We start from the raw sequence: 13,027 nt of genomic DNA, 5'->3' as shown, positions 1-13,027 counted from the left end.
ATGGGTCACTTCGGGGTAGGTACCAGAGGTGACCCTGTTTCCACAGGAGTCAGTTACGACTCTAGACGAGTTTGGGACACGACCGAGTTTTTGCGGGCGATTTGTTGGCAGGTGGCTTTGCCGAGGATGGGTGCGTATTCGTCGTAGAGGTCGGAGTACTCGGCGTCCCAGACATCACCGCCATCAGCGAAGTATTGTTGGCGTCGGCGGTAGTTGATCTGGTTCCAGAGTGGTGGTTGGGCAGCCAACCAGTCGAACAAGCACTGCCGATACCGTTCAGTGGTGGGTTCGGCGGTGTACTCGTTCGTGCGTTGTGGTCGGCTGCTCACATAGTATATTGTGTAATATACTACATTAAACGCTGGGATTACAGTCAGTCTGTGTCACGTGATTTGTGACGTATCCCGTCGGCTTCATCCCCACCCTAAAGAGCGAGGCTTTCGCCTCGAATCTTCCGTAAACCGCAATAAAGACCGTTCCGACGCCGCGGTCGCCATCAATGCGTCTGCGATACCGGCGTCTCCGGCGGCGACACTCGAGAGTCCCATCGCTCCGGCGACGACGCAACAGAGAATCGTCGACCCGTAGTAGAGACGTGCGGTATCCATATCTAACCCAATACTGGCACGTAAGTAACACTTTCTGTGATCGCGGACGAAACTCCACCTTGAGAGCGAGGCCAACGAGAATTCGGTTCCTGCTCCCGGGTCGCTACTGGAGTTGGGGTCGAGGTGGCGGCTACACCTCGCCCGCCTCTTCGGGAACGAGCGCGAAGCCGAACCGCCGAAACTCACGCTCGTGACACGGCGCACACAGTATGGCGACGGGTCGTCCGGATGAAAAGACAATTGCCTCGCCGCAACCAAGAACCGGGCAATGCGAATCGCCGTTCCCAACAAGGGCCGCCTGCACGAGCCGACGATCGACCTCCTGGAGCGGGCGGGGCTCCATCTCGAGAACGGTGCCGACCGAAAACTCTACGCCGACACCGTCGACCCCGACGTCTCCGTGCTGTTCGCCCGCGCGGCCGACATTCCGGAGTACGTCGCCGACGGCGCGGCGGACATGGGCATCACCGGCTACGATCAGGTCCGGGAGGCCCGCGTCGATGACGTGTCCGAGCTCCTCGACCTCGAGTTCGGTCGCTGTCGCCTCGTCCTCGCGGCACCCGAAGACGGCAACATCGAGGGCGTCGCCGATCTGGCGGGCGCGACCGTCGCCACCGAGTTCCCGAACATCACCGCGGACTTCTTCGCTGAGACCGGCGTCGAGCCGGACATCGTCGAGGTGTCGGGCGCGACGGAGCTCACGCCACACGTCGAGATGGCCGACGCCATCGTCGACATCACGAGCACCGGCACCACGCTGAAGATGAATCGGTTGGCCGAACTCGAGGACGTGCTCTCGAGTTCCGTTCGGCTGTTCGCCCGCGAGGACGTCCTCGAGAACCCGAAAGTCGAGGAAGTGCGTACGGCGCTGGCCTCGGTCAAGCAGGCTGAAGGCAAGCGCTACATGATGATGAACGTCCCGCGGGCGAAACTCGACGACGTCCGCGACGTCATCCCCGGCCTCGGGGGGCCGACGGTGATGGACATCGCCGACGAGGGCCCGAACGGCGAGCCGACAGCGACGACAGAAGACGGCGACGCGAAGGTTGCGGTACACGCCGTCGTCAACGAGCGCGACGTGTTCGAGACGATCACCGAGGTCAAAAAGGCCGGCGCGAGCGATATTCTGGTGACCGAAATCGAACGACTGGTCGAGTAAGCAGAACACTCCTTCTATACGGACCGCTGTGCCGAATTTTCGGTGCAACCACGGCGAACTGTGATTGGGGCGACACTAACTGACAGGTACCCTAGTACTGTCAGTCTAACCGAGCGCCAACCGGTCGCTCGAGAGCCCCCACGTCGAGGAGAGATTCGAACGCCGAGAGCGTCGCCCCCGGCGAAACGAGCCCGCGAACGCGATCGTACGAGAGGATGCGATGGTCCTCGAGCAGCGGGAGGTGGGTCCGACACAGCGAGACGTGGACGCGCTGGCGACGTTCGAGCAACGGCGTCACGCTCGTAGCGTCGGTTTCGGCGTCGGCGATCCGGGCGACCAGGGTTCGGACCTCGAGGGGGCCGTCCTCTGCGAGCAGACAGCGGAGCACCTCGCGTCGGCGGTCGTTGTCCAACACGCGCTGGACCGCCGCACGCGGGATGGATTCGGGGAATCGCTCGCCGCTATCGGGAGCGCGGCGATCCAGCGCGGTCGTCGGGTGGTCGGTGTGGATCGTCATCGATACCGAACACTCAACAGCAAGAGCAGATAAACGCGGCCGGCCGTTCCGATCGCTAGCCGCCAATTCAGGCCAGTGTGGATCGTTCAATCGGGGTTGAACGATCAATAATCCGGACGAAGCATCCGAGAGACCGCAAAATCCCGTTACTCGGAAGACGACGGCGAGAGATCGGAAACCGTCCGGAAAACCGACGGCTCACGCTGGAAAGACCCGATTGCTCGCCCGTCAGTGGCCGAGTCGGCGAGTCGTATCGGGACCGTTGAAATCGAGATCGGCGCTGCACGAGCGCTCACCGATCCGGGGGAGTCCCGTCCGAAACGGTTCATACACCGATCCCACGACTATCGCGTGATCTGATCGACGGCGATCACAACGCTGTCGTGCGTCGGTCTGTAGTGACTCATCTGTCGAACAGAACTACGTGAAGGCCGGTCCCGTGTTGACCGCCGTCGTCGGAGACGTCGCAGAGCCAACGCGTTCTGCTGGCCATCGCAAACCGGTGGGTTGCTCGACGGCCACGAATTCGCGACTGACGTCGTCGTGACTGCTATCCGGGAGAATCGGTAGCAACGCTATGCATCGTCGAATGGAGAACAGCCTCGGTCGTTCGCCACGCCCGTACCGATTCGACGCGGCTCGAGCGCTGATTCGCCGTCAGTTGCCGCGAAGAAACGAAAACGGGCGGCTCGGGCGTTACTCGAGCAGGCCGAGGTCTTCGAGTCGGGAGACGATCTTGTCGACGGCGTGTTCGGCGTCTTTCGGTTTCTTGCCGCCGGTAATGACGAGTTTCCCGGAGCCGAACAGCAGGGCGACGACTTCGGGTTCGTCGAGCCGGTAGACGAGACCGGGGAACTGCTCGGGTTCGTACTCGATGTTCTCGAGGCCGAGACCGATCGCGATCGCGTTCAGGTTGAGGTTGCGGCCGAGGTCGGCCGAGGTGACGATGTTCTGGACGACGATTTCGGGGTCTTCGTTGACCTGAATCTGGAGTTCACGCAGTTTGTCGAAAACGATGCGGAGACTCTCGTGAACGTCGTCGGTGCTTTTCGCGCCGGTACAGACGATCTTCCCCGAGCGGAAGATCAGGGCGGCGGATTTGGGATTCTGGGTGCGGTAAACGAGACCGGGGAACTGCTCCGGGTCGTAGTCGGCCCCTTCGAGGTCCATCGCGACGCTCTGGAGGTCGAGTTCCTGTCCGATACCGGTCGACGCCACCACGTTTTCGATGTTGATGGTGTCCTTGGGATCCGTCATAAGTCGCTTAAAAAGACGTATTTAAGGTTTATAAAGGTTAGTACCGCCACCTGATATATCCGGTATATACGATGGGGGTATCAGTCGGTTATCACTCAATTTCGGGACGTTCAGTGTCTGAGACCGGTTCACAGTCGACGCGTCGTCGAGTTCGTGCGTCCGAAAAACGGTAGGCTCATGGCCGCCCCGCGGTGACGAACAGGCGTGTATCTGCTCGAGCTCGGCGGCGAGGACGACGCGTTCGCGGCCCGCGAAGCGGCCAGCGGAGCGGCCGACCTTCGTCGAATCGCCCCCGGGCTCGCCGTTGCGAGCGCCGTCGCCCCCGAGCGCGTCCGCGCGCTGGCCTACACCCACCGCGCGAGCGAGTTGCTCGGCCGCACCGACGCCGATCTGGCAAGCGCTCGTGTGCTGCTCGAGACTGCGCCCATCGATCGTGCGGGCACCGTTGCAGTCCGGGCGACCGATATTCACGGCTCGAGCGGCGTCGACACCGAGCGCGCGGAGCGTGAACTCGGCGGCGTTCTGGTCGACCGCGGGTTTTCGGTCGATCTCGACGACCCAGACCACCTGCTGCGGGCGGCGTTTTCCGACGGCGTAGTCGAAGCTGGCGGGAGTCTCGAGGCCAACAAAACGACGGGTGAGCTGTTCGCATCCGATGCGGACGACGGGCTGGACGAACGTATGTCGGTCTGTGCACTCGGCTGGCTCGAAGCCGAGAGCGTCCGGGATTTCGGAACTCGCGCACCGACGGACAAACCGTTCTTCCAGCCCGGCAGCATGGACCCGCTGCTCGCCCGCGCCGTCGCGAACATCGCCGGCGCTCGTCCCGGCGCGACCGTTTTGGACCCGATGTGTGGCACCGGTGGCGTCCTCGTCGAAGCCGGCCTCGTCGGCGCGGACGTGCTCGGCACCGACGCGCAGGCGAAGATGGTCGGCGGCGCGCGCGAGAATCTGGCGCACTTCCTCGAGTCAGACGAACCGTCGCCGACCGGCGTCCCTCGAGGGGGCTGGCACGTCGGTCGCGGTGACGCGACGCGACTGCCGCTCGCGGACGATGCCGTCGACGGCGTGGTCTTCGACGCGCCCTACGGCCGACAGTCCAAGATCGAAACCCACCGGCTCGAGGACCTCGTCTCGGGAGCACTCGCCGAGGCCCGGCGGGTCGCGCCGCGGGCCGTCGTGATCGCGGATCGATCGTGGGCGAAGGAGGCGCGAAACGCGGGCTGGGAACTCGAGGCCGCCTTCGAGCGGCGGGTGCATCGGTCGCTGACGCGGTACGTACTGGTGCTCGAGCGGCGACGAACGTAGTCGGCCGCCGGCCGTCGCTCCGCCCGCAGAAGTAACGGATAAGCCCCGGCGGAAACCACGGACGCTATGGACATCTTCTTCAGCGGCTCCATTCGCGGCGGTCGCTCCGACGTCGACGTGTATGCAACGCTCATCGATATCCTCGAGCGACACGGGACCGTTCTCACCGAACACATCGGAACCGAAGGCGTCGAAGCGGACGAAGCGGCGGCGGGACTCACCGATACCGATATCTACGAACAGGATCTCGCCTGGCTCCAGCAGGCAGACGTCGTGGTGGCGGAGGTGACCACACCCAGCCTCGGAGTCGGGTACGAAATCGGCAGGGCAGTGGCCCGGGAAACGCCCGTCCTCTGTCTGTACCGGCCCGGAGCGGAGCACGAGCTCTCCGCGATGATACGAGGGAACGACGCCGTCGAAGTGACCGAGTACCGAACGCCGTCGGCCGTCGAACCCGTTCTCGAGGCGTTCGTTCGCCGTCACCGAGAAGCACGAGACCGGCGGTGATCCATACGAGCGGCGGCCAGAGAGCTGGATCGATCGGCCCGGTCGCACAGCGATCCGCTCTCGATATCGAGGTGTCGATTACCGGTCATCGATACTCGACGAGCGACTGGAGCTCCTGGGCGACCGCCGGCGGCACGACGATCCGACGCGGACCGGCAACGTACTGACCGTCCGGCTCGGCGTACTCGAGTTTCAGAATCGTCGCGTCGCCGAACCGTCGACTCGAGACGCCTTCGATAACCTCGAGATCGACTCGCTGATCGGGATCGTAAAGGTAGATCGCCCGTTCCTCACGATCGAGCGTGCCGACGGAGCGAAGGAACGACGCGAGCACGAGTGCTACGAGTGCAATCGGGATCAACAGCGCGGCCAGCCCGGTGAACGGTCCTGCACCGAGTTCACCCAGTAACTCGCGGCGGGAGACGAACCGGCCGATCGCCATCAGGGTGCCGATGACGCCGATCATGACGACCGTTCCGGTAACAGCGTTCATCACTCGCTCGAGGGCGTCACCCGACGGCGAACCGACGGGCAATCGTCGCGTGAGCGCCTCGAGGTGTCGTTCGGTATTGCTGGACGCGATGAGTGCGAGAATCGTCGCGGCGAGTGCGGCGAAGAAAGCGACGGCGATCGACCCGTTACCGGTCTGGGCGGCGAGGTCGTACACGCGCCAGACGGCGATGATGACAATTGCGGCGAAGAAGGTCCCGACGCCGAGCGACCAGAGGAGGCGAACGGTTCGCGACGTCGAGGCGTCGCGTCGCCACTGGATCGTGTCGGAGTCGGCCGAATCCGCGGGCGCATCCTCGTCCATACCCGAACTCGTCACCGGTCGTGTAAAGCCTGTTCGATGTCAAACTGGGCTCATCCCAGAAGGAGGTCGATGACGGTGAACCCGGCGAAGGAGATGAGGATCGAGCCGGCAAGCGACGCCACCCAGGCGAGAACGGTGTACCCCATCTTGCGGGCGCTGACGCCGCCACCCGCGCCGGCCGCGGCGTAGCCGCTGCCGATGATCGCGCTGACGATGATCTCGTTGAACGAGACGGGGATGCCGTAGAGGACGGCCGTCTGGGCGATCATAAACGAGGGGATGAGCGCGGCGATCGATCGGCGCGGCCCGAGCGAGGAGTAGTCCTGGGAAATCGCCTTGATCATCCGCGGTGCGCCGGTCCAGGACCCGAGCAGGAGCCCGAAACCGCCGCCGACGAGCAGCGCGATCAGCGGCAGCCCGACGTCACCCGACAGCGGGATCAGCGGCCCGACCGCCAGCCCGACCTGGCTGCCGCCCGCGGAGAACGCGACCAGCCCGCCGAGGATGAGCAGAAAGTGGCGTTCCCCGCGTTCGACCCCGATCCGGAGGTCGAGGGCGATCGCACCTGCCCAGAGAGCCGCGGCGACGATCGTTACGGCTACGACGCCGAGAAACTCGGGCCCAGGAAGCCAGCCGCTCGAGGCCTGCGCGATCGACGCGCCGCCGGCCCCCGGCGAGCCCAGGATCGCGAACTCGATGTTGGCGACGATTACGCCGACGAGCGCCGCGAGCGCCATGATGAGATACGTTTCGGCGATCGGTTCGCTGCGCAAGAGCCGGGCGATTCCGTAGGCGAGTCCGCCGCCGACGAACGGCGTCAGGACCCAGAGCGTGGCGATTTCCGTGTACTTCGCCCACGCGGGATCGCCGCCCATCGCGAGGCCGACGCCGATGACCGCGCCGGTGACGGTAAACGCCGTCGCGATCGGATACCCCGCGAAGACGCCGATCGCGACCAGTCCGGCGGCGATGATCAGCGCGATCGTCGCCGCCATCGGCGACAGGGTGACGCCGCCGATCAGATCAGCGCCGACGGCTTCGGAGACGTTCGCTCCCTGCAAGACGGCACCGGCAAACCCGAGAATTCCAACGAGAAACCCCGCCCGCATTACCGAGATCGCGTTGGCCCCGACCGCTGGGGCGAACGGCGTCGACCCGCTCGAGCCAGCACCGATCGCCCAGGCCATGAAAAGACTGGCGAGTGCGGCCACCAGAAACGTCCCGATCGTCACGATCTCGACCATCTATCCCGGCTTACCAGCTAGCCCTACAAGTGTGTGCCGACCTCCGACGCCCAGTTGTGACTCGGCGAGGACGAGACACACAGCGGCGTCCGCGGCTACGGCCACCGCCACAGCTGCGAACGAGGGAGTCGAGTACGCCTCCGGTGTCAGTTCGTCGTCGACTTCGAGTTGTCCTCGGGCTCCGGCGGCGGTTCGACACCTTCGATCGCTTCGGCTGCGTCGGTGTCTTTCTCCACTTCGACGTGCCAGCGGTCGATCTCCTCGTCCATTTCGGCGAGTCGGTCGGAGACGTCGTCTTTGAGCACGTCGTCGTTGACGTTGACCTCGAAGACGAACTGCTCGCCGTTGTCGACCCCGCGGGCCGACTGCTGGATGTTGGCGCTGACCAGTTCGTTGTCGAAGTAGTACGGCGCGAGCTGGGTCATCACGTTCTGGTAGACCGTGTCCTCGACCCGGCGGAGGGCCTTGCGTCCGGCGGAGTCTGCGGCTCTCGCGACGTAGTCGATCGATTCCTTCCAGTTTCCGACCGCGGCCTCGGCGTCGTCTTTCTCGAGTCGTTCGTACGACTCCGAGAGCTTCTCCCCGGCGGTCTTGATGTCCTCGTCGGGCTCCTTGCCGGCTTTCTCGCCTTTGCCTTCCTCGACGCTGGCCTGGTCGGCGGTCTTCTCGCTGACGTCAGAATCGAGGGTCTCGTGTGCTTTGGGACGCCACTCTTCCCACTCCTCGAACGCACGGGTAAAGCGCGCGCCGTAGTCCGCGTCGGGGTCGTGGACCCCGGCGTCTCGGAGCGCACGCGTGATCCGTTCGCCGTGCTCGACGATGTCGCCCCAGTCACCGCGAACCTTGAATCCCGAGATGCTCTCTTCCATTCGGCTGGACAGGTGGTAGGATTTGGATGGCTATAAACTTCGTTGCTGCGCAAATATGGCCGCGATAATCGCGCAGCGTTTCAATAGTGTTGACCTGTTATGTCTGCACTACTCGTTGGTTGGCCGCTCATCCCCTGTCCGTACTGGCCTTGCTCGGTCATGCCGCGCAATTGATTGGCAGCCTGTTGTCCGTCCATCTGGTTGCCGGACTGCTGTCCGCGCATCTGGCCGCCAGTTTGTTGCGCGCCCATCTGGCCGCCGGACTGTCGCTTGTCCATCCGTGACCCCTGGCGTCCCTGTCCTACCTGCTGGAGGACGGCCTCGCAGGAGTTCATCGTCCGCTCGATCGTCGCAACCGTCTCGAGGATGTGCGGATGGCGTTGCTGGTGCTGTCGGAGTTCCGGCAGTCCCTCGGATGCGACCCGCATGAACATGTCCGCGACTTCGGGGCCGAACATCGAGTCGCGGGTGATCAGCATTTCGTTGAGGGCGGCGATTTCGGCGAGGTCCTGGCAGATCCGGGCACAGCGGCCGAGTTCCGGGCCGCCGGACGCACACTCCTTTGCACACCAGGCGGTGACGTGTGAAAGTTCGCTGAAGTCCTCGAGTGCGATGCGCAGTTCGTCGGTCATGTGGTCTTCGAACGAGTGGGGCTGGCTTTGGCCCTGCATGCCGGATTGGTGGCCCTGCTGACCTTGTCCCTGCATTCCCGACTGCTGGCCCTGTTCCCGCATATCTGACTGCTGGCCTTGTCCCTGCATCCCCATCTGACCCGTTCCCTGACCGCCCGGACCCATTTGCTGGCCGCCCATCTGTTGGCCACTCGGTTGCTGACCGCCCATCGGGTCCTGAGTGCCGCGGGCTCCCGACTGCGATCGCTGCTGTCCGTGCTGATCCTGGTGCTGTCCCTGCCCGTACTGTGACTGTGGTTGAGACTGACGTGTCATAGATATCGACTACCTTATCCAGGTACCGAGTGGTCCACCGGTCATCGAGTAAAACGACCGCACCGTTACGATCGATTTTGACCGCTAATCCAGTTTTTCGCGCCACCGGACCCCTAGCGTCGTCTCTCGATTCAAACGCTCCGAGTCGGTAATTTCGGATTGAGTCCGTTTGCGAGACCCACAGCGCCCCCTCTCCCACTCCGAGTGCAGACGGCGCACCAATCCCTTGCCAGTCACCCTTCGCCGCTCGCCCGGGACCGATAGCATGAACTACCCGGCGAGTCCGCATTCGAGTATGACGATCGAAGATCGGGACAACGCCCATCTCGTCACGCACGCACTGGCGAAAGACACGCTATCACGGATTCGCGACGTCGAAACCGAACAGGTTAGCTTCCGCAAGGGGCTGGTCAAACTCGGCCGGATCTGTGGCTACGAGATCATCGACGGCCGGATGGAAACCGAGTACGTCGAGATCGAAACGCCCCTCGAGCCGACGATGGGCGAGCGCGTTCGCGGACTCGACGACGTCGTGATCATCAACGTGTTGCGCGCGGCGACACCCTTCGTCGAAGGGCTGTTGAAAGCGTTCCCGCGTGCGCGACAGGGAGTTATCAGCGCGAGCCGCGACGAGGAGGCCGGCCGCGCCGAGGACGGCTCGTTCCCGATCACGGTCGACTACGTGAAACTGCCCGAAATTCACGAGGAGGATACGGTGATCGTCGCGGATCCGATGCTCGCGACGGGGAGTACGATGTGTACCGTCCTCGAGCACGTCATCGAAAACTCGCCGGAGCCGGAGAATCTGGTCGTCCTCTCGGCGGTCTCGGCACCCGAGGGACTGCTCCGCGTCGGCGAAGAGTGCCCCGAAGCCGACCTGCTGACGGTCTCGATCGACGACCGACTCGACGAGGACGGGTTCATCGTACCCGGTCTGGGCGACGCCGGCGACCGCGCGTTCCGAACGACCTGAGCGACCGCTATAGTAGCCGCTAAGACGGTCTGCTCTACCTGTGTATCGGGGTGACCGCGAGCGGTCTTTCGGTCTCGCCGGAACTGAGACAGCAGTCCGTACGAAACGAGTGACACGCCGATCGCGAGCTGTCATGCGATCAGGTGCGCAGTGACGTTCAGTGGCGACTCTCGTTCGCGACCGGTACCGCGGACCGGGATCTGACTTCTCGTCGCGCCCGTTGCGTACGAACCTGACGAGATCGATGGCTCCGGCGAGTCAGACCAGTCCGTTCAGATCAGTCCAGCCAAACCAGCCAAACCAATCCGAAACGTAACCGAATCAGTCCCGTTCCGTCCTCGAGTCAATCGTGTTCCCGTTCGAAACCGACCTACTCGCCCGGACAGGTATCGATCCCCAGCAACGTATTCGCCGGGCAGCGCTGGATGACCGCCGTCGCAAAGACGTCGCTGCCGGCGACGAAGGCGAGCGTCCCGGCCGTTCGGTCCCGGTTCCGATAGCCGAACAGCAGCAGTGCGACGCCGAGCAAAACCCGCAGCGTGCGATCGGCTCCGCCGACGTTTTTGTTCATAGTCGATGCCTCGAGCGGAACGGTTGTAGTGGTGATCCCTGCAACCGTCGAACCCCCTCATTTCCAGTCGAACCGAGCCCAGACGCCGTACCGACCGGCGTTGGGCGCGCTCAGTGCAGGCGAAACGGTCGTCCCGTCGATCTCACGTCACTCCGCGTCTTCGTCTGACTCCGCCTCGCCCTCGCTCTCGCTCGAGAGGCCGGCGTCTCGCTCGCGCTCGAGTGCCGGCGGCGCGTCGTGGTAGCTCGAGTAGCCGTCAAACCAGCGGGCGATGCGCTCTATGCGGTCGACGATGTGTGCCGGCTCGCCCGAGCGGGAGAGTTCGTGGCCTTCGCGGGGATACCTGACCAGGCGCGTGTCGACGCCGTGTTTCTTCAGGCCGAGATAGAACAGTTCGGCCGTGTTCGCGGGGGTGCGGTAGTCCCGATCAGAGTGCAGTACGAGCGTCGGCGTGTCCGCCTCGGGAACGTGGGCCGCGGGCGACTGCTCCCAGAGGAATTCGGGCTCCTCCCAGGGGGTCGTTCCGAAGTCGCCTTCGATGAGTTTGAACGCGTCCGTCGAGCCGTAGAAGCTGGTGAGATCGTAGACGCCGCGCTGGGACGCGGCCGCCTGGAAGCGGTCGGAGTGGGTGACCGCCCACGCGGTCATGAAGCCGCCGAAGCTGCCACCCGTGACGAACACCTCGTCGGAATCGACGTAGTCGCGTTCGCAGGCCGCCTCGACGCCGGCGAGCACGTCGGTCAGCGTGACGTCACCCCAGTCGCGTTCGATCGCCGTCGCGTGGTCCTCGCCGTAGCCCGTCGAGCCGCGGGGATTACACCAGAAGACGACGTACCCGCGCGCCGCGAGCGTCTGGAACTCGTGCCACATCGTCCCCGACGTGGTCCACTGGGCGTGTGGCCCGCCGTGGATCTCGGCGATGAGGGGATAGGTCTCCGCGGACGACGCGTCGGCGTCGAACTCCGGCGGCGTGAGCAGCCAACCCTGGATCGATTCCTCCCCGTCCTCGCTCTCGAACCACACCTCCTCGGGCTGTCGAACGGGCTTGTCCGCCAGGTAGTCGGCGTTGACGCGGGTCAGCCGATGGACTTCGTTCCCGCCGCGGGTGGTGACGAAGACGTCGCCGGGATGATCCCACTCGCTGTGGACGTACGCGACGGTGTTCTGCCCGACCGAGAAGCCCGTGATGTCGACGTCGTCGCCGTACACCTTGCTCGGCTCCTCGCTCGCATCGCCCGGCACCGACCAGCAGACCCTCGAGCCCTCGTCCGGCGTGGCGAAGTAGAGGGCCTCATCGTCGGGCGCCCACTCGAAGCCGCAGCCGTTGGCGACGGTACGGTCGAGGGGTTCCGTCGGCGTCACCTCGTCGCCGGTCGTCCGGTCGTGAACCTGGATCTCCGTCTGGCGCATCGACGCACCCTCCTCGGGTGTGTACTCGAAGGCAACGCGGCCGTCTTCGGTCGCGGCGATGGTGCCGATCCAGCCCGGCGTCTGCGTGAACGTCTCGCGTTCGTCGGCCTCGAGATCGTGTTCGTACAGCTCGTAAACGAGCGAGTCGTCGGGTTCGTCGCCGGCTTTGGCGGCGTAGTAGACCGTATCGCCGTCGCCCCACGCGGGCGCGATGTAGTCCGCGTCCCCGTCGGTGAGTCGCGCGATCGCCTCGCCGTCGTCGCCGTCGTCGCCCTCGAGGTCGCTCGAGAGCGCCGGTTCGACCTCGAGAATGTAGACGTGGCTCCGTTTCCCGTCGAAGTACTCTGTTCCGGCCCGGTAGATCATCCGGTCGATGACTCGCGGATCCGACGGCTCGGGCTCGTAGTCGGACTCGACCGCGTAGTCTCGGCCCGCCTCGCGGTCGTCCGCCGTCACCTGCTGGGTGAAGAGCAGGCGGGAGCCGTCCGGGCTCCACTCGAGGTCGGCGATGCCGCCGACGACGGTCGTGACCTGCTTGGCCTCACCGCCCTGGGTCGGCATGACCCAGAGCTGTTGCCGGTCGCCCTCGCCGCGGGTGCTCGCGAACGCGAGTCGGTCGCCGTCCGGGCTCCATCGCGGCTGACTGTCAACGCCGTCGCTGACGGTGAACTGCGTCGCTTCGTCGCCGCCGACGGGGACGACGTAGACCGTCGCTTTGGAAGATTCCTCGTCGTCAGGCGTTCGCCGAACGAAGGCGACGCGTTCGTCGTCGGGCGAGAGTTGTGGCTCGCTCACGTGACACAGGTCGTAGTAGTCGCCGGCGGTAATCGGATTCATGCACAG

At 64.6% G+C, this 13,027-nt stretch carries 13 protein-coding genes and 1 pseudogene; 4 read left to right on the top strand and 10 right to left on the bottom strand.

From position 1 onward, the window contains the following. Positions 1 to 83: 83 nt before the first annotated feature. Both GS429_RS02325 and GS429_RS02320 read right to left on the bottom strand, forming a co-directional pair. A pseudogene (locus GS429_RS02325) lies at positions 84 to 329 on the bottom strand (RNA-guided endonuclease TnpB family protein); the annotation flags it as partial. 84 nt (positions 330 to 413) lie between these two features. Continuing rightward, the gene (locus GS429_RS02320; protein WP_160062351.1) at positions 414 to 608 is read right to left on the bottom strand and encodes a hypothetical protein; all 195 of its coding nucleotides are present in this window, start codon (positions 606 to 608) and stop codon (positions 414 to 416) included. Between the two features lie 268 nt (positions 609 to 876). Between GS429_RS02320 and hisG the strand changes: the two genes are divergently transcribed. Further along, the gene (gene hisG / locus GS429_RS02315; RefSeq protein WP_160062349.1) at positions 877 to 1,767 is read left to right on the top strand and encodes an ATP phosphoribosyltransferase; all 891 of its coding nucleotides are present in this window, start codon (positions 877 to 879) and stop codon (positions 1,765 to 1,767) included. A 100-nt stretch (positions 1,768 to 1,867) separates the two neighbouring features. Here the strand turns inward: hisG and GS429_RS02310 are convergent, their stop codons facing one another. Further along, positions 1,868 to 2,284, bottom strand: coding sequence for a DUF7344 domain-containing protein (locus GS429_RS02310; RefSeq protein WP_160062347.1), 417 nt, complete (start codon positions 2,282 to 2,284; stop codon positions 1,868 to 1,870). 696 nt (positions 2,285 to 2,980) lie between these two features. Beyond that, on the bottom strand, positions 2,981 to 3,541 hold the full coding sequence (locus GS429_RS02305; RefSeq protein WP_005554970.1) for a TATA-box-binding protein: 561 nt from the start codon (positions 3,539 to 3,541) through the stop codon (positions 2,981 to 2,983). Positions 3,542 to 3,745: 204 nt separating this feature from the next. Here GS429_RS02305 and GS429_RS02300 point away from each other — a divergent pair, with 204 nt between their 5' ends. Together GS429_RS02300 and GS429_RS02295 are read left to right on the top strand one after the other, a co-directional pair. Continuing rightward, positions 3,746 to 4,849 (top strand): TIGR01177 family methyltransferase, encoded by a 1,104-nt coding sequence (locus GS429_RS02300; RefSeq protein ID WP_328821201.1) that lies wholly within the window; start codon positions 3,746 to 3,748, stop codon positions 4,847 to 4,849. A 66-nt stretch (positions 4,850 to 4,915) separates the two neighbouring features. After that, on the top strand, positions 4,916 to 5,356 hold the full coding sequence (locus tag GS429_RS02295; RefSeq protein ID WP_160062345.1) for a nucleoside 2-deoxyribosyltransferase: 441 nt from the start codon (positions 4,916 to 4,918) through the stop codon (positions 5,354 to 5,356). Between the two features lie 85 nt (positions 5,357 to 5,441). Here the strand turns inward: GS429_RS02295 and GS429_RS02290 are convergent, their stop codons facing one another. The 4 genes from GS429_RS02290 to GS429_RS02275 form a co-directional block, all read right to left on the bottom strand. Next, entirely contained in the window at positions 5,442 to 6,170 is a 729-nt protein-coding gene (locus GS429_RS02290; protein ID WP_160062343.1) for a hypothetical protein, read from the bottom strand. A 50-nt stretch (positions 6,171 to 6,220) separates the two neighbouring features. Then, entirely contained in the window at positions 6,221 to 7,414 is a 1,194-nt protein-coding gene (locus tag GS429_RS02285) for an inorganic phosphate transporter (protein WP_160062341.1), read from the bottom strand. 146 nt (positions 7,415 to 7,560) lie between these two features. Then, positions 7,561 to 8,283: a DUF5828 family protein gene (locus GS429_RS02280; protein WP_160062339.1), complete on the bottom strand. Its 723-nt coding sequence runs from the start codon at positions 8,281 to 8,283 to the stop codon at positions 7,561 to 7,563. Positions 8,284 to 8,363: 80 nt separating this feature from the next. Further along, positions 8,364 to 9,230, bottom strand: coding sequence for a four-helix bundle copper-binding protein (locus GS429_RS02275; protein WP_235920713.1), 867 nt, complete (start codon positions 9,228 to 9,230; stop codon positions 8,364 to 8,366). Between the two features lie 295 nt (positions 9,231 to 9,525). On the opposite strand from GS429_RS02275, the gene upp reads away from it, so the two are divergent. Then, positions 9,526 to 10,203, top strand: a complete 678-nt coding sequence (upp, locus tag GS429_RS02270) for a uracil phosphoribosyltransferase (protein WP_160062337.1) — start codon at positions 9,526 to 9,528, stop codon at positions 10,201 to 10,203. Positions 10,204 to 10,573: 370 nt separating this feature from the next. On the opposite strand, the gene GS429_RS02265 is transcribed toward upp, so the two are convergent. Both GS429_RS02265 and GS429_RS02260 read right to left on the bottom strand, forming a co-directional pair. Further along, positions 10,574 to 10,774, bottom strand: coding sequence for a YgaP family membrane protein (locus GS429_RS02265; protein WP_160062335.1), 201 nt, complete (start codon positions 10,772 to 10,774; stop codon positions 10,574 to 10,576). A gap of 147 nt (positions 10,775 to 10,921) precedes the next feature. Then, a complete protein-coding gene (locus GS429_RS02260) occupies positions 10,922 to 13,021 on the bottom strand; it encodes a S9 family peptidase (protein ID WP_160062333.1) in 2,100 nt (699 codons plus the stop codon). Positions 13,022 to 13,027: the final 6 nt, after the last annotated feature.

It is taken from the genome of Natronorubrum halalkaliphilum (assembly GCF_009834785.1).
GTDB lineage: Archaea > Halobacteriota > Halobacteria > Halobacteriales > Natrialbaceae > Natronorubrum > Natronorubrum halalkaliphilum.
The sequence above is the reverse complement of the archived record's forward strand: the minus strand, read 5'-3'. Positions and strand labels throughout refer to the sequence as shown.

Bases quoted from the DNA above. Each gene is read 5' to 3' on its own strand.
- GS429_RS02320 (WP_160062351.1), bottom strand. From the start codon at position 608: ATGGATACCGCACGTCTCTACTACGGGTCGACGATTCTCTGTTGCGTC.
- hisG (WP_160062349.1), top strand. From the start codon at position 877: ATGCGAATCGCCGTTCCCAACAAGGGCCGCCTGCACGAGCCGACGATC.
- GS429_RS02310 (WP_160062347.1), bottom strand. From the start codon at position 2,284: ATGACGATCCACACCGACCACCCGACGACCGCGCTGGATCGCCGCGCT.
- GS429_RS02305 (WP_005554970.1), bottom strand. From the start codon at position 3,541: ATGACGGATCCCAAGGACACCATCAACATCGAAAACGTGGTGGCGTCG.
- GS429_RS02295 (WP_160062345.1), top strand. From the start codon at position 4,916: ATGGACATCTTCTTCAGCGGCTCCATTCGCGGCGGTCGCTCCGACGTC.
- GS429_RS02290 (WP_160062343.1), bottom strand. From the start codon at position 6,170: ATGGACGAGGATGCGCCCGCGGATTCGGCCGACTCCGACACGATCCAG.
- GS429_RS02285 (WP_160062341.1), bottom strand. From the start codon at position 7,414: ATGGTCGAGATCGTGACGATCGGGACGTTTCTGGTGGCCGCACTCGCC.
- GS429_RS02280 (WP_160062339.1), bottom strand. From the start codon at position 8,283: ATGGAAGAGAGCATCTCGGGATTCAAGGTTCGCGGTGACTGGGGCGAC.
- GS429_RS02275 (WP_235920713.1), bottom strand. From the start codon at position 9,230: ATGACACGTCAGTCTCAACCACAGTCACAGTACGGGCAGGGACAGCAC.
- upp (WP_160062337.1), top strand. From the start codon at position 9,526: ATGACGATCGAAGATCGGGACAACGCCCATCTCGTCACGCACGCACTG.
- GS429_RS02265 (WP_160062335.1), bottom strand. From the start codon at position 10,774: ATGAACAAAAACGTCGGCGGAGCCGATCGCACGCTGCGGGTTTTGCTC.
- GS429_RS02260 (WP_160062333.1), bottom strand. From the start codon at position 13,021: ATGAATCCGATTACCGCCGGCGACTACTACGACCTGTGTCACGTGAGC.